Genomic DNA, 19306 nt, shown 5'->3' with positions numbered 1-19306 from the left:
AATCGTTGCGTTAGGCGAGGATCAGCCGAACTCCGGCCGGCGGCGCCAAAGCGCCGTCCGACGACGCGGCTTCGCCGCGGCGCGCTCCCCACCCCCGCTCCGTCTCACGAATCATTCCGCTGCACCTTCACGCGCTATTTCGGCATATACGGTCGACAGGAAAATCGAGTGGACGAGCAGGCTATGATCGGGGTGCGCAGACAGGGACATTCGAAGCCGGCACGGCGCGGGCGATGGCTGCGGTTGCTTTCGCTGGCCGGTGCCGCGACCCTGTTCGCGACCGCCCCGGTCGTCGCCGCGGACGATCTTCCCCGCGACATCGGCGGCTGGACGCTGGCGCAGAGCGGCGATGGCGGAGGCTGTTTCCTGAGCCGGCAATATGACGGGGTCGGTCATACGACGCTGCTGCTCGGCCTCGACAAGGACGGCAGCAACCGTCTCTCGCTGCTCAACGACAATTGGTCGATCAGCCCCAAGGCGCGCGTCAAGCTCGACTTCCGTCTCTCGGGCGGCGGCTATGTCAAACATGATGCGGTCGGGCTGGCGTCGAACGGTCAGAAGGGGTTCGTGACGACCTTCGACGCGAAATTTCCGACATATTTCGCAACCTCGACCGCGCTGCAGGTGTCGCGCGGCGATGTCCCCGTCGAGCAGATCGACCTGGCGGGCAGCGGTGCGGCGGTCGCGGCGCTGCGGCGCTGCGTCGATGCCGTCAAGGCCGGACCTAAAGCCGAAACGGGCAAGACGTCCCGGTCCGACGCGATCCCCAAGGATCCCTTCGCGTCGGATCACAAACGGCGGACCAAGCCGTGAGATATGCTCCGGGCATGGCCGCACATAACGACACGTCGTGGATCCATCGGCCGCGCAAGTCGTTTCGCTAAACTCCACTGACCCGAGTGGTTGCACAGTCCGACACAATCGCATTGTCTCGAAGCGAAGTGCGGGGCTGGTGATCGCGTCATCAACGATTGGAAGAACTACCATGGTCACATCCGTTTCGAAATTTACCCCGGCGATCGTCCTTCTGGCCGGCGCGATCGGCCTCAGCGGTTGCGCGACGAAGTCCTATGTGCGCGAGCAGATCGCCCCGGTCAGCCAGCGTGTCGACGGGCTCGAGCAGCGCCTGCAGCAGACCGACACCACCGCCAAATCGGCATTAACCGAAGCGCAGGCCGCATCGGCGCAGATCCAGGGCACCAACCAGCGCGTCGACCAGCTGACCGGCCGCGTCGACGGCGTCGATCAGCGCCTGACGGTGCAGGAGCAGAAGCGCAAGCGTCCGCGCAACTGACCCGACCGGTCGGCATGCCGATCGTATCATGATCCCAACATCGGTCGTCGCCCGCGGGCGACGACCGGTTCATGTCGAGCACCCATTTGATGCAGAGCTTTCTGCTGGCGCTCGCTGCGCTGGCGTCGACCGTGCCGGCAGCGAAGGCCGAGCATCCCAAGCCCCACGCGACGCGGCCGGCAAAGGCGCCCCGCGCGGCGAAGGCGCCCCCCGCCGCCCCGGTCATCCTGCCCTCCGAATCGGAGCTGCGCGTCGCCGAATGGGTCGCCACGTCGGGCGACAACCACGCACTGCCCTATGCGATCGTCGACAAGCTCGGCGCATCGATCTTCCTGTTCGACGGCAAGGGCAAGCCGCTCGGCGCGGCGCCGGTGCTGATCGGCGTGGCGCTCGGCGACGAGGCGACCCCCGGCATCGGCAGCAAGAACCTCGCCGAGATCGGCCCGGCCGAGAAGACCACGCCTTCAGGGCGTTTCCTCGCCAAGTTCGGCATCGCGTTCGGCCATGAGCGCATCCTCTGGGTCGATTATGCGACATCGGTCGCGCTCCACGCGATCCCGCCCGGCGCCAACCCGAAGGAGCGGCGCCGCCAGCGGATGCTGTCGCCGACGCCCGAAGACCACCGCATCACCTTCGGCTGCATCAACGTGCCCACGGCGTTCTACGGCAAGTCGGTGCGCCCGCTGTTCCAGCGCAAGGGCGGCTATGTCTATGTCCTGCCCGACACCAAGCCGATCGAAGAGGTCTTCCCGCGCCTGCGCGTCCAGGCGCTGGCCGACGGCAGCACGAGTTGAGCGGCCGCTCGTAAGCGCAGGGCGGCGACCGTTGCGCCCGGCCGCCGTAGTGCATCACGCCGCGTCTTTCGGTCCGCTGGGCGGCGCTGGCGTGCTTTCCGCCGCGCTGGTTCGCCGATTGCATGGTAAGGTCGCGCCGCTGCCACACCGCGAGTCTCGGCCGCCGACGGCATCCGCCGGCGCAGCTGAAAACGCCTCCTGTGGCGGCGCGTACCGCGTGTGCCGCTCACAAGGAGACGTGAAATGCCGATCCACACCACAGATGACGGAACCCAGATCTATTACCGCGACTGGGGCAAGGGCCAGCCGGTCGTGTTCAGCCACGGCTGGCCGCTGACCGGCGACGCCTGGGAAGGCCAGATGATGTTCCTGCGCGCGCAGGGCTACCGCGTCATCGCGCACGACCGGCGCGGCAACGGCCGCTCGGACCAGCCCGATTTCGGCAACGACGTCGACACCTGGGCCGACGATCTCGCCGGCCTGATCGAAGCACTCGATCTCGAGCAGGTCGTGCTCGTCGGCCATTCGACCGGCGGCGGTGAAGTCGCGCGCTATATCGGCCGGCACGGCACGGGCCGCGTCGCGAAGGTCGTGCTGCTCGATTCGATCGTGCCGCGCATGCTCCAGGCGCCCGACAACCCCGCCGGCGTCCCGCTCGAGGGCATCGATGCGATCCGCGCCGGCACGCTCGGCAACCGTTCCCAATTCTTCAAGGAGGTGGCGATCCCCTTCTTCAGCGCCAACCGCGAAGGATCGAAGGTGACGCAGGGGATGCGCGACCTGTTCTGGTTCCAGGGGCTGCAGGGCGGGCTGCTCGCGCAATACGAGACCTCGTTCAGCTGGCAGCTCGATTACACCGAGGACGCGCGCCGGATCGACGTGCCGACGCTGGTGATCCACGGCGACGACGACCAGATCGTGCCGATCGACGCCGGCGGCCGCGCCGCGGCCAAGATCATCCCCGACGCGCGGCTGATTGTCTATCCCGGCGGCAATCACGGCGTGGCGATCACCGACCCCGACCGGCTCAACGCCGATCTGCTCGCCTTCCTGCGCGAGGAAGCGCCTGCGGCGACGCCCGAAACGGCTGCCGAGCCCGAGCCCGTCTGAGCGATGCGCGAACGGCGGCGGGGGGCGCGCTTCGGCGGCGTTTCCCGCCGACGGTCACCCCGGCCCCGCGCCGGGCCCCACGGCGCACCACCGGGGCGACGACGCGGGAGCAGCCCCCCGCCCCTCACCCGGGCTTGCGCCGCCGCCGGGGCCGCTTGACCGCCGCCACCCCGTCGTCCGGGTCGACCGCCCCCGGATCGACTGCCACCGCGTCGATGATCGCCTGCGACGGCGCCTGCCGCTCGGCCAGCTCCGACACCCACGCCGGCTGGTCCGCGCCATGCTCGCTCCAGTCGGGCTCGAACGGATCGATCCCCGCGGCGAGCGCATCGTCGAGATCGTCGGGCGCGGGCTGCAGCGTGCCGCGATATTCCGATCCCCCCTCGGGCACGCGCAGGAACAGCGTGTCGGGATCGTCCTCGGCAGCATCGGCCGCCGCCTCGCCGCCGGCATCGCGCGCCGCCACCGCCGCGAGATCGGGCGCGCCCGTAACGCTGGTGCGCATCGTCGTGGTGGTCGCCTCGGCGACCGCGCCCGCTTCGGCGCCCGCCCCGGCACTGGCGCCCACACTGGCGCCCGCCCCGGCGGCGGCGCCCGCGCTGGCACCCGCCGTCGCGCGCGTGCTGACATAGTTGATCGTCGTGCGGCGCCCCTCGGCGTCCTGGCCATAATGGCGCAGGCAGAACATCAGCAGCGCATCGTTGCGCTTGCGGCGATAGCCGATCACCTTGCCGCCGGCGATGACGGGGACGAGCTCGCCCTCGATCGCGCGCTCGAACGCGATGTCCTTCAGCCGCTGGACGCCATAATCGAGCGCTGCATCCCAGGCGCGGCGGAACTCCTCGGCGCCGGGCGCGCGGCGCAGCGTATAGGCGTTGGCCTGCGCCATGTTGCACATCGCCGCGGCGCGGGAGACGCTGCCGGTATCGGCAAGCGCCTCGATGAACGCCTTCTGCCGCTCGGGCGTCCAGCCGTCATGGCGATATTTGCGGGGGACGGGGGTGAACTCGGGAAGAGCCGGCCGCGCCTCGCGCGCGACGGGGGTGCGGTTCTGCATGGGCTTGCCTCCGGTTGCGGGTGGTGCGCGGAGGGTAGGCAGATTCGGGGCGTGTAGGACAGCGTTTTGTTTATGGTCTGTTCTATACCGCAAAGCGCGGCGAGTGCGACTATTACGATCGCGACGCGCGATTTACTTCGCGGTTTCCAATCGTCATGATACGCATTCGAGTACATAGGGGGGCAGGTTTCATGCAACTACGGGCACTTACCGCCATAGAAACGACCGCGGCGCTGATCTGGTCGGTCGCCGCCGGCGGCGCGCTGGCGAGCGACGCGCACCCGACCCCGCAAGCGCTGTTCGACGCAGCGCAGGCTGCCTTCGATCGCAGCGATTGGCCCGCCGCTGTCTCAGGCTATCGTACGGCGCTGGCCGCATTGAAGCCGAACTCGGCGGCGATTCCGGTGATCCACGCACGCCTCGCGGGCGCGTTGCAGCGCACCGGACGGCGGGCCGAGGCAGAAGCCGAAGCAAAGCTCGCGATCGCGCGCTTCGAGGCTCAAAAGGTCGGCAAAAATGACGATCTCGCATTGTCCTATGTGCTCCTGGCAAGCCTGCATCGGGGCGCTGCCGACAACGATCTCGCGATCACCGAATATCGGAATGCCCTCGCGACGATGACCTCCGACGCTCCGGCCGCCTTGCTGCAGCCGCGCTATGGGCTGGCGATGGCGACGCTGACTGCAAACCCCGATCTTGCAGCGAGCACGCTTGATTCGATCCTGACCGACGCGTCGGTGTTCGCGTCGATCAGCAAGACGGATCAAGCCAACGTCCTCAGTGCGCGGGCGATGGCCGAACTCAATCGCGGTCAGGCAAAACTCGCGTCGAGCTATATCGAGAAGGCGCTGACGCTCACCGGCCGCACGACAACGAAGATCAATATCGTGCAGGTCCAGATCCGCGGCAATGCGGCGCTGATCTACGCGAAGCTCGGCGACGAGGAAAACGTCCGCCAATATCTCACCTATTCGGGGGCCGGTCATTTGCCCGACGGCAGCTGGCTTTCGGCCGCCGAAAAGGATCTGCCGGTCTGTGACTCGGTCATTGGGCCGAACGACTTCGCGGTTGTCGATTTCACGATCGGCGACGACGGCCGGGCGTGGGGCGCCAACACCCTCTATGCCAGTCGACCGGGACCGGTCGGCGCAACCTTCGCAACGGCGGTCAACACCTGGCGCTGGAAACCCGATGCGCTCGCCAAGCTCAACCCCTTTTGGCGCGCGTCGGTGCGGCTCGAACTGCGCTGCGTCACGCACCCGCCCCTGCTTACTCTGAACGATCCGTTCCGCACCGCCACCAGCGATTGGTTGGCGAAATCGGGTTACGACCCTGCACTGGCCAAGGGCGTTTTCGATCCGCATGCGACAGGCGGGGCGCCGGTTCCAGCCGCCTTCGTCGCCTTGTGGAAGGCGGACGGCGATCGCGCGGTGGCCGCCGCCGGCGCCACTCTGGACGCCGCTCTGGTCGCCGCGAACGCTCCGATCGACGTGCGCGCCTATGCAATCTACCTCGCCGCGACCCCGCAAAGCGCGCACGGCGCCCGCAGCTATCAGGCAGCGCATGCGCGCACCTTGGCGGCGGCGATCCAAGCGGTCGACCGCATCGCGGGCGCCGACCATGCCCGCGCATGGCTGCAGGCCGAATATGGCCTCGCGCTCGAAGCCAGCTACGCCCTCGCGCCGGCAAAGACCGCGCTGCAAGCGGTCGCCGCGTTGCCGCTCGGCACGCTTCCGGCAGACGACCCAATTCGTAGCTTGGCGGTGCTGCATCTGGCGTTGATCGACAAGCGCTCCGGTGCGGCCGCCCTTGCCGATCAGCGACTCAACAATGCGGGGATCGACGCGGAACAATGCTCGCTGCTCGACGTGCGGCCCGTCGCCCGCAATACCGACATTTCGAGTTCGACCTTCCCGGCGGAGGCACTGCGGTGGCGTTTCGAGGGTACCGTGCGCGAGGCCTTCGACATCGCGGCCGACGGCCGGGTCCAGAACGTTCGCACGGTCCTGTCGTATCCGCCGTTCGTGTTCGGCCCGGCGACGGAACGCGCCGTTGGGCAGTTCCGGTATCTCCCGCCGACGCTCGGCAATCAGGTGCTTGGCTGTGTCGGGCAGACGGTCAACGTGTCGTATCGGATGCCGAACTAGGGGTGAGCAAAGCGTCGATGAGCGCATCGACTTCGCCTGGCTTCCAAGCCCCCGCCTTGGTCAAAACGAGCTTGCCGGCGGCGTCGATCACGAAGGTTGTCGGCACGGCATTGTTGCGGGGCCGATAGCCTCCGGTGATGCTCGTCGCGACCGGGATCGTCATGCGCACAGCCTGTTGTGCAAGCCGGCGCTGATCGGGCGGGTGCTCGGCGTTGATCGCAAACATCGCGAGGTGGCTGGGGCCGTGCCGTACGAAGCTGGCGTCGAGATCGGCCAGTTCGCGCTTGCACGGTGCGCACCAGCTCGCCCAGAAATTCAGCACGATCACCTTCCCTTTGAGCGCGCTCGCTGGGACCGCGCCGCCCGATAGAAGCTGTACCGTGAAATCGGGTGCAACCTCGGGCGCGGCGACAGCCGGGCCAGACGCCGGAACCGCGCACGCGAGAAGCAGCGCGGTAGCGTGCGTCCGATATCGTCTGAAAAGGACCGCAACGGGTTCCGTCATGCGCCGCACCCTAGCCGTAAACGCGAGACGACGAAAAGGCCCGACGCGTTCGCTCCCGCCGCTCACCAAATCCGCTCGACTCCGAACCCGTCGAACACCACCTCGACCGACACCAGCGGAACGCGCTCGACCAGCGATTGCGCGATCAGCAGCCGATCGAACGGGTCCTTGTGCGGAATATCGAGGCTGCCCGCGGTCGCGGCGTGCGCATTGCTGATCGCCAAAGGCGACCAGCTAAGGTCGGCCAGCATAGCCTGGTGATCGAGCGCAAACGGCGCGGCCTCGGGCAGTTTCCCGAGGCGATGCTTCAAGGTGATCTCGAAGATCGACACCGCGCTGATCAAAAGCTCGTTTCCGGGGTCAGCCACGGCCGCGCGCGCACGGTGCGAAAGACGGGGATGGTCGAGGACGCTCCACAGCACGGCGTGCGTGTCGAGCAGGAGCCTCAAATCTTGCCGTCGTGCCAGGTGGAGAGCTCTTCTTCCGACAGCGGCTCGAAGAAGGCATCGTCCACGGTGAAGCGCCCCTTCATCGCCCCGAGCAGCGGCTTCTTGGCCGGCTGTTCCGCCGGCCCCTCGCGCACCAGCCGGACGACCGGCTGCGCGTCGCGCGCGATGACGACTTCCTCGCCCGCCAGCACCTGTTCGATCAGGCGGGAAAGGTGCGTCTCGGCTTCGTGAACGCTGACGACGGTCATGGGTTGAGAGTACACGATTATAGCATTCGCGACAACGCGATCACCCACATGGCCCGGCGTGGCAAAGCCACGCCGTCGGACCTCGCTGTGGCGAGGCCGGCCGAGCGGATCGCTGGGGGGCGCGCCGCAGCTTCGCTGCGGCGGCGCGCGACCCGCTTTAGCTCTGCTTCGCGCGGCTCGCCCGCTTGCGCTCGTTCGCATCCAGGAAGCGCTTGCGCAGCCGGATCGACTTCGGCGTCACCTCGACCATCTCGTCATCGTCGATATACGCGATCGCCTGCTCCAAAGTCGCGCGCTTCGGAGGCGACAGGCGGACCTGGTCGTCCTTGCCGCCGCTCGCGCGGAAGTTGGTCAGCGCCTTGGTCTTCATCGGGTTGACTTCGAGATCGTCGGGCTTGGCGTTCTCGCCGACGATCATGCCCTCGTACAGCGCCTCGCCGTGGCCGACGAACAGGATGCCGCGCTCTTCGAGCGGACCGAGCGCATAGTTATTGGCTTCGCCCGACCCGTTCGAGATCAGCACGCCGTTCTTGCGGCCTTCGATGTTGCCCTTGTGCGGGCCGTACTTCTCGAACAGCCGGTTCATGATGCCGGTGCCGCGCGTGTCCGACAGGAACTCGCCGTGATAGCCGATCATGCCGCGCGAGGGGGCGGAGAAGGTGATGCGCGTCTTGCCGCCGGTCGAGGGCCGCATGTCGGTCATCTCGGCCTTGCGCAGGTTCATCTTCTCGACGACCGTGCCCGAATATTCCTCGTCGACGTCGATGATGACGGTCTCGTACGGCTCGGTCTTGTTGCCCTGCTCGTCTTCGCTGAACAGCACGCGCGGGCGGCTGATGCCGAGCTCGAAGCCTTCGCGGCGCATCGTCTCGATCAAGACGCCGAGCTGAAGCTCGCCGCGGCCGGCGACTTCGAAGCTGTCCTTGTCCGAGGCTTCGGTCACCTTGACGGCGACGTTCGACTCGGCTTCGCGGAACAGGCGCTCGCGGATCATGCGGCTCGTCACCTTGGTGCCCTCGCGACCCGCCATCGGCGAATCGTTGACGGCAAAGCGCATCGACAGCGTGGGCGGATCGATCGGCTGGGCGTGGAGCGGCTCGCTCACCGTGATGTCGGCGATCGTGTCGGCAACCGTTGCCACCGACAGCCCGGCGAGGCTGATGATGTCGCCGGCCTTGGCTTCGTCGACGGGAACGCGGTCGAGGCCGCGGAACGACATGATCTTCGACGCGCGGCCGGTCTCGACGATCTTGCCGTCGTTATCGAGCGCGTGGATCGGCTGGTTGAGCTTGACCACGCCCGAGTTGACGCGGCCGGTGAGGATGCGGCCGAGGAACGGATCGCGATCGAGCAGCGTGACGAGGAAGGTAAAGGGCACGCCGGCGACTTCGACCTTCGGTGCGGGGACGTGGCTGACGATCGTCTCGAACATCGGGATCAGCGTGCCTTCGCGCGCGTCCATGTCGGTCGAGGCGTAGCCGTTGCGGCCCGAGGCGTAGAGCACGGGGAAATCGAGCTGCTCGTCATTGGCGTCGAGCGACACGAACAGGTCGAACACTTCGTCGAGCACTTCCTGGATGCGCGCGTCGTTGCGGTCGACCTTGTTGACGACGACGATCGGCTTGAGGCCGAGCGCGAGCGCCTTGCCGGTGACGAACTTGGTCTGCGGCATCGCGCCTTCCGACGAATCGACCAGCAGGACGACGCCGTCGACCATGCTCAGGATCCGCTCGACCTCGCCGCCGAAATCGGCGTGGCCGGGGGTGTCGACGATGTTGATGCGGATGCTCTCGGATTCACCCGGCGGGGTCCAGTCGACCGAGGTCGGCTTGGCGAGAATGGTGATTCCGCGCTCTTTTTCGAGATCGTTCGAGTCCATCGCACGCTCTTCGACGCGCTGGTTGTCGCGGAAGGTGCCGGACTGGCGGAACAGCTGGTCGACGAGGGTGGTCTTACCATGATCGACGTGTGCGATGATGGCCACATTGCGGAGGCTCATGAATATAGCTCGATGAAGTGAGGAATGATTGCGTTGGGCCCCTAGCGCAAATGCTGCGTCGCGGAAAGGGGGGTGGTTTTTCTTGGGGGAGCTCGGCTGGCGTGGGGCCACGCGTCGCGCTCGGGACGCTTGCCGGATTAACGCGCGTGCCCCCATGCCCCGTCACCCTCGCGAAAGCGAGGGTCCCGCTTCTTCTGCTGGGTTCGGCGGAAGAAGCGGGATCCCCGCATGCGCGGGGATGACGGGCGGTGGGCTAGTCAGGGATCAGAACTTGCCCGCGACCTCGACGCCGTACACGCGCGGCTCGCCGCGGATGTAGGTTGGGATGCCGAAGCCGCCGCCGGTGTTGCCCGCGTCGATCAGATACTTCTTGTCGAACGCGTTGCGTGCGAAGCCACCGATCCGGTATCTGCCCTGCATCAGCTCGACCCCCGCACGGAAGTTGACCAGCGTATAGCCGCCCTGGCTGATCGCCTCCGAATTCGGCAGCTCGAAATATTCCTTGCTCTGATACGTCGCCGACGGCGTCGCATAGAAGGTCAGGTCGCCCGCCGGGACGCGCAGCGTCGCGCCGCCAGAGGCGCTGTATTTCGGCTGGAGCCGGAACTGGTCGCCGGCATAGGCGCCATAGGCGGCGTTGTTGGCGATCTTGCCGTCGACATAGGCGAAATTGCCGAACAGCTGGAGGAAGCGCCCGAGCTTCAGATTGCCTTCGAACTCGACCCCGGGGTTGTTCGCCTTGCCCGCACTCTGCGTCGTCGTCACGCCGCCATTGGTGACGGTCACCTGGAAGCCGTTATAGGTCTGGTAGAACACGCCGAGCGACCCGGTGAACGGGCCGACCTTGCCCTTGATCCCGCCTTCATAGTTCCACACGACTTCGTCGGGGACGATCTGCAGGCTCGGCACGACGACGCCGCCCACGCTCGCCGCGGCGAGCTGAACGACCGGCGAGCGGCGCCCCTTGCTGATCGTAGCATAGAGGTTGATCGCGTCGGTCACGCGGTAGAGCGCGTTGAAGCGCGGCAGGATCGCCGAAAAGCTGCGCTGCGCGGTGAATTCGCGCCCGCCGGTGCTGACCGTCGGGAGCAGCGGCACGCCGGCCAGCACCGAATTGGGCTGGACAGAGCTGTAGGCCGATTTGCGCCGCTCGATCAGGATCCGCGCGCCGGCGGTCAATTCGAGCCGGGGCGTCGGGATCCAGGTGCCGTCGGCGAACACCGAATAGGTGTCGTTGGTGCCGAAGTTCGAGAAGACCGAGCTGTACGGAATCGCGGTCGCCGCGCCGCGGGTCAGCAAGGCGGTGGCGCGCGCCGCGGCGACGGTGCCGTTGGGCAGCACGCAGCCCGGGCCGCTCGGGATGCCGGCTGCGAGCAGGGCGGCGCGCGTCGTGGCGGGCAACGCGCCGGCGCAGGTCAGATAGGTGCCTTCCTCGGTCGAGAAGGGCACGCGCTGGACGTTGTTCTCGAAAAAGCCGTTCCAGCCGAACGACGCGCGATATGTGTCGCCCGAGAAGTTGAAGCGGCCTTCGTGGCTGTACTGATCGCCGCGCGCATCCTCGGCGAATTCGAGATACCAAGCTGGCCCGCCATCGGCATCGAACACTTCGTTGCTGTCGAACTTGCGATAGCCGTTGACGGTGGTGAAGCTGACGCCCGGCGACAGCTCCCAGGTCAGCGTGAAGTTCGCGTCGTACACGTCACGCTTGAGCCCGAGCTTGGCCGCGCCGAGCACTGCCGCGCTATACGGCGAGCCCGACAGTTCGGCGTAGCTGTAATCGCCGCCATTGCCACCGGTCGGCGCCTGCGCGCGCGAGCGGAACGCGGTGCCGGGGTTGCGCTGGCCGTCATAGGTCAGCACCAGGCTGGCAACGATCGCGTCGCTCGGCGCCCAGCGCAGCGAGCCGCGGATGCCGCGCTGGTCCTGCCCGTTGAGATCGTCCTGATCGACCTTGCCCTGGTTCTGGTTGGCCACCTTGGGGTCGCCGGCGATGTTGCGGACGAAGCCGTCATGATATTTGTAGGCAAAGGCAAGCCGCCCCGCGAGCGTGTCGTTGCCGACATTGACGAAGCCCGAGACCTGACCGCGATTGTAATTGCCATACGATCCCTGCAGCCCCGCCGACGTCCCTGCCCGCGGCTGCGCCGAAATGATATTGACCGCGCCGACCGCCGACGCGGTGCCGAACAGCGTCGCCTGCGGGCCCTTTACCACCTCGATCCGCTCGAGATCGTAGAGATCCTGATACGCTCCGCGGGTGCGCGAGATGTCGACGCCGTTGTAATAGATCGAGACGCGTGCGCCCTGCTGCGCCGAGCCGCTGTCCGAGGTGATCCCGCGGATCACGAAGCCGGGATTGTTGTCGCTCTGCTCCTGAATGCGCAGGCCCGGCACGTACAACGCGACCTCGGCGAGCGAATTGACGCCGAGTTCCTCCATCTTTGCGCCGGTCACCGCGGTGACCGTGATCGGGACGTCCTGGATCTTCTGTTCGCGCTTCTGAGCGGTGACGATGATATCGCCGCCCTCCTCGGGCACATTTGGCTGGATCGCCGCCTGCGCAAGCGCAGCGGTTGAGCTGCAGCCGAGCAAAAGCCCCGCAAGCCCGAACGAAACGGAACGACGCATCGATGAATCCCCTTTTTTTCTTATCTGCTGCGGCGCGGTATCGGCTGGAGGCGTCGGGCTCGCGTCATTTCCATGAAACTTGTATGACGGCATGCGTATTACTATCATGGCACACTTGAACCGCGCGGCGATCCCCTGCATCTAAGGGGGCGACATTAGCTGGAGGGAAAAGATGGCGACCGCTGCCGATACCGACGCGACCGCGCTGGTCCTCACCCCGCCCGACCCCGTTCCCGTGGTCGCGCCAGAAAAAGCGATCGGACTCGTTCCGGTCGACGACGCGGTGCGCACGCAATTGCAGACCAAGGTCGCCGGCTTCGTCGACGATCTCGTCGCGCAGGACGTCAACAGCCCCGAATTCGGCCGCCGCGTCGATCAGATCGCGGCGATGGGCCAGAAGGAAATCCGCGCCGCCGCCGATCAGTCGAACCGCTTCCTCGATCGCCCGGTCAAGGCGATGGACGGCGAAAGCGGCGTCGGCGCCGACCTCACCGAACTGCGCCGCACGATCGAAAAGCTCGACCCTTCGGTCAACGGCAAATTGCTGTCGGGCCGCGGCATGCTGAGCAAGGTGTTCGGCGGCGGGATCAACACCTATTTCGACAAATATCGCTCCTCGCAATCGCATATCTCGGCGATCCTCAAGACGCTCGCGCGCGGCAAGGACGAGCTGCTAATGGACAATGCCGCGATCGACACCGAGCGCGCCAATCTCTGGGCGGCGATGGGCCGGCTCGAGCAGATGATCGTGCTGTCGAAGGAAATGGACGCCCGGATCGAGGACAAGGCCAACGAGCTCGACCATAGCGACCCGGCCAAGGCCAAGGCCTTGCGCGAAAGCGCGCTGTTCTACGTCCGCCAGCGCACGCAGGACCTGCTGACGCAAATGGCCGTCACGGTGCAGGGCTATCTCGCGCTCGATCTCGTCAAGAAGAACAATGTCGAGCTGGTGAAGGGCGTCGACCGCGCCTCGACCACGACGGTTAGCGCTTTGCGCACCGCGGTGACGGTGGCGCAGGCGCTCGCCAACCAGAAGCTGGCGCTCGACCAGATCACCGCGCTCAACACGACGACGGCCAACATCATCGATGCGACCGGCAAATTGCTCAAGTCGCAGACCGCGACGATCCACGAACAGGCCGCCGCCGCGACGATCCCGGTCGAAACGCTGCAGCGCGCGTTCCAGAACATCTATGATACGATGGACGCGATCGACGCGTTCAAGCTCAAGGCGCTCGATTCGATGAAGAGCACGGTCGGCACGCTGTCGAGCGAGGTCGAGAAATCGAAGGGGTATATCGCGCGAGCGCAGGGTGCGATCGAGAACAAGGGCGCCGCAAGCGACACGTTCAAGCTGGAGGCGCTGTAACGCCATGACCGACGTCGACCGCCAGATCGCCCGCGCCGGGGAATTGCTCGACCGTACGCGCGCCGAGCGGCGGTCGCGCACTGCGCGGCGGCGCCAAGGGATGAGTCTCGCGCGGCGGCTCGCGCTGGTCGGCTGGGCCGATGCGATCATCGTCCTGGCGGCGATCGCGATCGGATGGTTCGTGCCGCTCGGCATGGGCGGAGCGTTGCTCGTCGGCCTGCTGCTGATCCTCGTGACGGCGTTTCTGCTGTTTGCGACGCTGACCCCGCCGGTCCGCGTCGAACAATTGGCTCAGGTGCCGCTGAAAGCGCTGCCGGCAAAGACCGAACAATGGCTCGACACGCAACGCAAGCTTCTCCCCGCCCCCGCGCAGACGCTGGTCGACGGGATCGGGGTTCGGCTCGAGACGCTGTCGCCGCAACTGGCCGGTCTCGACGAAAGCGAGCCCGCCGCGATCGAAGTGCGCAAGCTGATCGGCGAGCAATTGCCCGAATTGCTCAAGGGCTATGCCAAGGTCCCGCCGCCGCTGCGCGGCGTTGCGCGCAACGGCAAGAGCCCCGACGCACAGCTCGCCGACGCGCTGCGGCTGATCGACAGCGAGATCGGCGAGATGTCGGCGCAGATCGCGCAAGGCGACCTCGACTCACTCGAAACGCGCGGACGCTTCCTCGAAATCAAATATCGCGACGAAGTCTAGCGTCCGGCGATCGGACGCGGGAATACGCTTAGCAGGAATACGCTTACTGGGGCTCAGCCAGCCACGCCCGCGCCGCTTCCATCGTCGTAAACACGCGAACCCGCGGATGAACCAGCGTCCGCTCGGCCTGCGCCTTGTTGAGCTGGCTGCCGACCACGACCGCGGCGCGCCCGGTCGTCATCGCGATCCCACCGCGCATGATGTCCGACAGCAGATCGGCGACATCCATCGCCTGCACCGGAAAATCGAACGATTCGACACAGGCGTTGAAATCGCCGCGAATCGCCTTTGCCGCGAGTGCCTTGAGCCCGACTTCACGCGCCAGCTCGGTGACGTCCTCAGGTTTCCAGAATCCGGCGACGAGCAAATTGAGGCAGTTCGCGCGGCGGTCATATTCGACGTGAAACATCCGTCCTCGATCTGCGGCCCGATCATACATGCCGGCCGCGCCGCGCCTGTAATCCAGCGCTGCACGACTGCCTAGCCGCGCTTGAAAATTGCGCGTGGCCCGCGGCGCAATTGACAGCGCAGCGCGTGTCCCGGATGACGTGCCCCTACAGCGCGAAACGCGCGATAAGGGGGTCGCATGAAGCCTTTCGATTGGACCATGGTGGCGGTCGTCGCCTTGCTTGCGGGGTGCGCGAGCGATGGCCAACATCCCGCAAGCGCGTCGGCCAAGTCGAGCAAGGGCCCTGGCGCCGGCAAAGGCTATGCACACGATCCCTTTCCCTCGACCTACAAGGCCTATCCCGGCATTCCCACGCTCGTCACGCACGTCACGATCTTCGACGGCGAAGGCGCCAGGATCGATGACGGCTCGGCGCTGTTCGCCGACGGCAAGATCGTGCGCCTAGGCCAAAACATCGCCGCCCCCGCCGGCGCGAGCGTGATCGACGGCACCGGCAAGACGCTGACCCCCGGCGTGATCGACATCCACAGCCATCTCGGCGACTATCCTTCGCCTGCGGTCGAAGCCAATTCCGACGGCAACGAGGCGACCAGCCCGACCACGCCCGAAGTCTGGGCCGAGCACAGCGTCTGGCCGCAGGACCCGGGCTTCAGCCGCGCGCTCGTCAATGGCGGCGTCACCACGCTGCAGATCCTGCCCGGCTCGGCGAATCTGATGGGCGGCCGCTCGGTGGTGATCAAGAATGTCTATGCCCGCACCGAACAGGGGATGAAGTTCCCCGGCGCGCCCTACGGCCTCAAGATGGCGTGCGGCGAGAACCCCAAGCGCGTCTATGGGTCCAAGGGGCGCGAACCCTCGACGCGGATGGGCAATATCGCGGTCGATCGGCAGACCTGGGCGAAGGCGGTCGAGTACAAGCGCAAATGGGACAAATACGAGAAGGACGGCGGCGATCCCCCCGGTCGCGACATCGCGATGGATACGCTCGCGGGCGTCCTCTCGGGCGAAATCCTCGTCCAGAACCATTGCTACCGCGCCGACGAAATGGCGATCGTCTTGGATATGGCGAAGGAGTTCGGCTACCACGTCAGCGCGTTCCACCATGCGGTCGAGGCGTACAAGATCGCCGACCTGTTGAAGGAAAACGGCACCTGCGCGGCGGTGTGGTCCGACTGGTGGGGCTTCAAGATGGAATCGTACGACGCGATCAGCGAGAATCTCGCGCTGCTGCAGAAAAACGGCGCGTGCGCGATGATCCATTCGGACGATCCCAACGGCATCCAGCGCTTAAACCAGGAAGTCGCCAAGGCGCTCGCCGCCGGGCGTCATGCCGGGATCGACATCTCCGATGCGGTCGCGTGGGAATGGCTGACCTACAATCCCGCCAAGGCGCTCGGCATCGCCGACAAGACGGGCAGCCTCAAACCCGGCAAGATGGCCGATCTCGTGCTTTGGAACGGCAATCCGTTCAGCGTCTATACCCGCCCCGAAAAGGTGTGGATCGACGGCGCGCTGCTCTACGACGCCAACGATCCGAAGCGCCGCCCCGTCTCCGATTTCGAACTCGGCCAGCCCGGTGCGGGAGATACCAAGTGAAGCGCCTCCTGCTCCTTGCCGCGACCTTCCTCGCGACCCCCGCCACTGCGCAATCGGTCGCGATCACCAACGCCAAGCTCGTCATCGGCGACGGCTCGCCGCCGATCGAGGGCGGCACGGTGATCGTCCGCGACGGGCGCGTCGTCGCCGCCGGCCGCTCGGTCGCGGTCCCGGCGGGAACGACGAGCGTCGATGCCGGCGGACGCTGGGTCACGCCGGGGATCGTTGCTGGCTTCACGCGGATGGGGATCGTCGAGGTCGACGGGGTCGACCAGACCAACGACGCCGGCGCGCGCACCAGCCCGTTCCACGCCGCGATCGACGTGGCCCCCGCGGTCAACCCGAGCACCTCGTCGATCCCGCTCAACCGCGCCGAGGGGATCACCCGCGCGATCGTCGCGCCCGATATCGCCGGGTCGATCTTCGCCGGGCTCGGCGCGGTGATCGATCTCGGCGCCGACCGCGCGCCCGTCACCCGCGCGCGCGCCTTCCAGTTCATGGAATATGGCGAGACCGGCGGCCGCGCCGCCGGCGGCAGCCGCCCCGCCGCGCTGATCGCCTTCCGCAACGCGATGACGCAGGCACGCGATTATGCGCGCGACCCCAACCATTATGCCGATCAGGGCAAGAACGCCCTGCTCACCCGCGCCGACGCGGCGGCGCTGGTGCCCGTCGTCGAAGGGCGGATGCCGCTACTGGTGCACGTCGAGCGTGCAGCCGACATGCTGGCGCTGCTCGACCTCAAGCGCGATTATCCGGCGTTGAAGCTCGTTTTCGTCGGTGCGGGCGAAGGCTGGCTCGTCGCGCAGCAAATCGCCACCGCGCGCGTCCCGGTGATCGCCTCGGCGCTTCACGACCTGCCCGAGAGCTTCGACCAGCTCGCCGCGACGCAATCGAACGTCGGGCGGATGAAGGCGGCGGGCGTGCGCGTCGGGATCGGCACGATCAACGACGACGAGGCGCGTCAGGCGCGGCTCGAAAAGCAATATGCCGGCAATCTCGTCGCGCTGACCAGGGTGCCGGGCGCAACCGGGCTCGACTGGAACGCCGCCTTCGCCGCGATCAGCTCGGGCCCGGCCGAGGCGATCGGCATGGGCGACGAGATCGGCTCGCTCCGCGCCGGGCGACGCGGCGACGTGGTGATCTGGGACGGCGATCCGCTCGAACTCGGCAGCGCGGTGGCGGCAGTCTATATCGACGGCGTCAAGCAGCCGCTGCGCACGCGGCAGGACGCTTTGCGCGAGCGCTATATGGTGCCGCAGGAAGGCGCGCTGCCCAAAGCGTACGAGCGGTGACTCGCCCTGCAGCGGAGCGGCCGAGCAGGGACTCGCCGCTCGATTGCTCCGCTGCCGCAACAAACCTTGACTTTTCCGACCGCGCGCCGCATATCGCCCGCATCGAGGCGTCATGCAGCGTGATTAGGCATGTCGTTAACCGGCAGCCCAAGCTCCGCCTCGGTCGTTACTGTAACGGACCTCCCTTTTCACGCGGGGTGTCACCTTTCCCCCCGCCATTCGCGCGTCGATGATGCGCGTCCATGGCCTATGCAATGGACTAAACTACCCATGACTTTCGCTCAACTTGGCCTCGCCGAGCCGCTCGTCCGCGCGCTCGAAGCCAAAGGCTATACCACCCCCACCCCGATCCAGAAGCAGTCGATCCCGATCCTGCTCGAAGGCGGCGATCTGCTCGGCATCGCGCAGACCGGCACCGGCAAGACCGCAGCCTTCGTGCTCCCGTCGATCCAGCATCTCGTCAACAACGAGAAGCGCGTCCTGCCGACGCATTGCCGCATGCTCGTGCTCGCGCCGACGCGCGAACTCGCCAGCCAGATCGCCGAGAGCGCGCGTGAATACGGCAAGTTCTCGAAGATGTCGGTCGCGACCGTGTTCGGCGGCACCAGCATCAACAAGAACCGCCAGGACATGGCGCGCGGCGTGGACATCCTCGTCGCCACGCCGGGCCGCCTGCTCGACCTGATCGAGCAGCGCTTCGTCAGCCTCGCAATGCTCGAGATCCTCGTGCTCGACGAAGCCGACCAGATGCTCGATCTGGGCTTCATCCATGCGCTTCGGAAAATCGTCCGCATGCTGCCCAAGCAGCGCCAGACGCTGTTCTTCTCGGCGACGATGCCGAATGCGATCCGCGAGCTCGCCAACCAGTTCCTCAACGACCCGCAGACCGTCAAGGTCGCGCCGACGTCGAGCACCGCCGAGCGCGTCGACCAGTTCGTCACCTTCCTCAACCAGGGCGAGAAGCAGGCGCTGCTGACGATCCTGCTGCGCGACGAGAAGGTCGAGCGTGCGCTCGTCTTCACGCGCACCAAGCATGGCGCCGACCGCGTCGTGAAGCTGCTCGCCGCCAATGGCATGGATTCGAACGCGATCCACGGTAACAAGAGCCAGCCGCAGCGCGAGCGGGCGCTCGCCGAGTTCAAGTCGGGCAAGGCCAAGGTGCTCGTCGCGACCGACATCGCGGCACGCGGGATCGACGTTTCGGGCGTCAGCCACGTCTTCAACTTCGAGCTGCCGAACGTTCCCGAGCAGTATGTCCACCGCATCGGCCGGACCGCGCGCGCCGGCGCATCGGGCACCGCGATCAGCTTCGTGGCGGATGATGAGCGGACGTACCTGCGCGACATCGAGAAGCTGACCAAGGTCAAGCCCGAGATGATGCAGCTTCCCGAGGGCTTCACCGCCGAGGCGGCACGGATCAAGGCGGCGCGTCCGGCGGGTTCGGACACGTTCGAGCGTCGCGACGAGTCGGGCCGTCACCGTGCGCCGCCCAAGGCGACGCATGCGGCACGTCCGACCGGGGATCGCCCGGCGGGTGCCGGTCGCCCGATGGGCGCGCGTCCCGAGGGTGCTGGTCGTCCGGCTGGTGCCGGGCGTCCGGCCGGCGGGGGTCGTCCCGGTGGTCAGGGTCGCCCCGGCGGCCAGGGCCGTCCCGGTGGCGGTCGTCCCGGCGGTGCCGGTGGCCGTTCGGGTGCCGGCGGCGGCGGCGG

Annotated in this window: 17 protein-coding genes; 10 read left to right on the top strand and 7 right to left on the bottom strand. The window is 66.9% G+C overall.

Annotated features, from left to right (window positions below; all coding sequences use genetic code 11):
* Positions 1 to 168: 168 nt before the first annotated feature.
* The 4 genes from RH90_RS02820 (at position 169) to RH90_RS02805 (ending at position 3198) form a co-directional block, all read left to right on the top strand.
* Positions 169 to 813 carry a hypothetical protein gene (locus RH90_RS02820; RefSeq protein ID WP_232280291.1) on the top strand — a complete coding sequence of 215 codons (645 nt, stop codon included), beginning with the start codon at positions 169 to 171 and terminating at the stop codon, positions 811 to 813.
* Between the two features lie 172 nt (positions 814 to 985).
* Complete coding sequence (locus RH90_RS02815; protein WP_010183750.1) at positions 986 to 1294, top strand: hypothetical protein; 309 nt, start codon at positions 986 to 988, stop codon at positions 1292 to 1294.
* A 71-nt stretch (positions 1295 to 1365) separates the two neighbouring features.
* On the top strand, positions 1366 to 2088 hold the full coding sequence (locus RH90_RS02810; protein ID WP_010183749.1) for a hypothetical protein: 723 nt from the start codon (positions 1366 to 1368) through the stop codon (positions 2086 to 2088).
* 243 nt (positions 2089 to 2331) lie between these two features.
* Positions 2332 to 3198, top strand: coding sequence for an alpha/beta fold hydrolase (locus tag RH90_RS02805; RefSeq protein ID WP_010183747.1), 867 nt, complete (start codon positions 2332 to 2334; stop codon positions 3196 to 3198).
* A gap of 124 nt (positions 3199 to 3322) precedes the next feature.
* On the opposite strand, the gene RH90_RS24185 is transcribed toward RH90_RS02805, so the two are convergent.
* Positions 3323 to 4255 (bottom strand): hypothetical protein, encoded by a 933-nt coding sequence (locus RH90_RS24185; RefSeq protein WP_010183745.1) that lies wholly within the window; start codon positions 4253 to 4255, stop codon positions 3323 to 3325.
* Between the two features lie 191 nt (positions 4256 to 4446).
* Here RH90_RS24185 and RH90_RS02795 point away from each other — a divergent pair, with 191 nt between their 5' ends.
* Positions 4447 to 6402, top strand: coding sequence for an energy transducer TonB (locus tag RH90_RS02795; RefSeq protein ID WP_010183744.1), 1956 nt, complete (start codon positions 4447 to 4449; stop codon positions 6400 to 6402).
* Here RH90_RS02795 and RH90_RS02790 read toward each other — a convergent pair.
* The 5 genes from RH90_RS02790 to RH90_RS02770 all read right to left on the bottom strand — a co-directional run bounded on the left by RH90_RS02790 (position 6374) and on the right by RH90_RS02770 (position 12231).
* Positions 6374 to 6907 carry a TlpA family protein disulfide reductase gene (locus RH90_RS02790; RefSeq protein ID WP_010183743.1) on the bottom strand — a complete coding sequence of 178 codons (534 nt, stop codon included), beginning with the start codon at positions 6905 to 6907 and terminating at the stop codon, positions 6374 to 6376. The genes RH90_RS02795 and RH90_RS02790 overlap by 29 nt on opposite strands.
* 62 nt (positions 6908 to 6969) lie before the next feature.
* Positions 6970 to 7356 (bottom strand): type II toxin-antitoxin system VapC family toxin, encoded by a 387-nt coding sequence (locus RH90_RS02785; protein WP_010183742.1) that lies wholly within the window; start codon positions 7354 to 7356, stop codon positions 6970 to 6972.
* Positions 7353 to 7604, bottom strand: coding sequence for a type II toxin-antitoxin system Phd/YefM family antitoxin (locus tag RH90_RS02780; RefSeq protein WP_010183741.1), 252 nt, complete (start codon positions 7602 to 7604; stop codon positions 7353 to 7355). Before RH90_RS02780 ends, RH90_RS02785 begins: the two co-directional genes overlap by 4 nt.
* Positions 7605 to 7761: 157 nt before the next feature.
* Positions 7762 to 9603, bottom strand: a complete 1842-nt coding sequence (gene typA, locus RH90_RS02775) for a translational GTPase TypA (RefSeq protein ID WP_010183740.1) — start codon at positions 9601 to 9603, stop codon at positions 7762 to 7764.
* Between the two features lie 264 nt (positions 9604 to 9867).
* Positions 9868 to 12231 (bottom strand): TonB-dependent receptor, encoded by a 2364-nt coding sequence (locus RH90_RS02770; RefSeq protein WP_010183739.1) that lies wholly within the window; start codon positions 12229 to 12231, stop codon positions 9868 to 9870.
* Positions 12232 to 12403: 172 nt separating this feature from the next.
* On the opposite strand from RH90_RS02770, the gene RH90_RS02765 reads away from it, so the two are divergent.
* Entirely contained in the window at positions 12404 to 13600 is a 1197-nt protein-coding gene (locus RH90_RS02765) for a toxic anion resistance protein (protein WP_010183738.1), read from the top strand.
* A gap of 4 nt (positions 13601 to 13604) precedes the next feature.
* Positions 13605 to 14297 carry a hypothetical protein gene (locus tag RH90_RS02760; protein WP_010183737.1) on the top strand — a complete coding sequence of 231 codons (693 nt, stop codon included), beginning with the start codon at positions 13605 to 13607 and terminating at the stop codon, positions 14295 to 14297.
* Between the two features lie 43 nt (positions 14298 to 14340).
* Here RH90_RS02760 and RH90_RS02755 read toward each other — a convergent pair whose 3' ends face one another.
* Positions 14341 to 14706, bottom strand: coding sequence for a hypothetical protein (locus tag RH90_RS02755; protein WP_010183736.1), 366 nt, complete (start codon positions 14704 to 14706; stop codon positions 14341 to 14343).
* A 177-nt stretch (positions 14707 to 14883) separates the two neighbouring features.
* On the opposite strand from RH90_RS02755, the gene RH90_RS02750 reads away from it, so the two are divergent.
* The 3 genes from RH90_RS02750 to RH90_RS02740 all read left to right on the top strand — a co-directional run.
* On the top strand, positions 14884 to 16302 hold the full coding sequence (locus RH90_RS02750) for an amidohydrolase (protein WP_010183734.1): 1419 nt from the start codon (positions 14884 to 14886) through the stop codon (positions 16300 to 16302).
* Positions 16299 to 17597 carry an amidohydrolase family protein gene (locus RH90_RS02745; protein ID WP_010183732.1) on the top strand — a complete coding sequence of 433 codons (1299 nt, stop codon included), beginning with the start codon at positions 16299 to 16301 and terminating at the stop codon, positions 17595 to 17597. Before RH90_RS02750 ends, RH90_RS02745 begins: the two co-directional genes overlap by 4 nt.
* A gap of 270 nt (positions 17598 to 17867) precedes the next feature.
* Positions 17868 to 19306: DEAD/DEAH box helicase (locus RH90_RS02740; protein WP_010183730.1), on the top strand; the 1439-nt coding region annotated here is incomplete at its 3' end.

It is taken from the genome of Sphingomonas sp. PAMC 26605 (genome assembly GCF_000241485.1).
Lineage (GTDB): Bacteria > Pseudomonadota > Alphaproteobacteria > Sphingomonadales > Sphingomonadaceae > Sphingomonas.
Note: the sequence above shows the minus strand (reverse complement) of the source record. Positions and strands in the feature narration are given on the sequence as shown.

What these genes read in the sequence shown, in the direction of transcription:
- RH90_RS02770 (WP_010183739.1), bottom strand. Translation starts at nt 12,231, where the DNA reads ATGCGTCGTTCCGTTTCGTTCGGGCTTGCGGGGCTTTTGCTCGGCTGC.
- RH90_RS02815 (WP_010183750.1), top strand. Translation starts at nt 986, where the DNA reads ATGGTCACATCCGTTTCGAAATTTACCCCGGCGATCGTCCTTCTGGCC.
- RH90_RS02795 (WP_010183744.1), top strand. Translation starts at nt 4,447, where the DNA reads ATGCAACTACGGGCACTTACCGCCATAGAAACGACCGCGGCGCTGATC.
- RH90_RS24185 (WP_010183745.1), bottom strand. Translation starts at nt 4,255, where the DNA reads ATGCAGAACCGCACCCCCGTCGCGCGCGAGGCGCGGCCGGCTCTTCCC.
- RH90_RS02765 (WP_010183738.1), top strand. Translation starts at nt 12,404, where the DNA reads ATGGCGACCGCTGCCGATACCGACGCGACCGCGCTGGTCCTCACCCCG.
- RH90_RS02780 (WP_010183741.1), bottom strand. Translation starts at nt 7,604, where the DNA reads ATGACCGTCGTCAGCGTTCACGAAGCCGAGACGCACCTTTCCCGCCTG.
- RH90_RS02805 (WP_010183747.1), top strand. Translation starts at nt 2,332, where the DNA reads ATGCCGATCCACACCACAGATGACGGAACCCAGATCTATTACCGCGAC.
- RH90_RS02810 (WP_010183749.1), top strand. Translation starts at nt 1,366, where the DNA reads ATGTCGAGCACCCATTTGATGCAGAGCTTTCTGCTGGCGCTCGCTGCG.
- RH90_RS02755 (WP_010183736.1), bottom strand. Translation starts at nt 14,706, where the DNA reads ATGTTTCACGTCGAATATGACCGCCGCGCGAACTGCCTCAATTTGCTC.
- typA (WP_010183740.1), bottom strand. Translation starts at nt 9,603, where the DNA reads ATGAGCCTCCGCAATGTGGCCATCATCGCACACGTCGATCATGGTAAG.
- RH90_RS02790 (WP_010183743.1), bottom strand. Translation starts at nt 6,907, where the DNA reads ATGACGGAACCCGTTGCGGTCCTTTTCAGACGATATCGGACGCACGCT.
- RH90_RS02760 (WP_010183737.1), top strand. Translation starts at nt 13,605, where the DNA reads ATGACCGACGTCGACCGCCAGATCGCCCGCGCCGGGGAATTGCTCGAC.
- RH90_RS02750 (WP_010183734.1), top strand. Translation starts at nt 14,884, where the DNA reads ATGAAGCCTTTCGATTGGACCATGGTGGCGGTCGTCGCCTTGCTTGCG.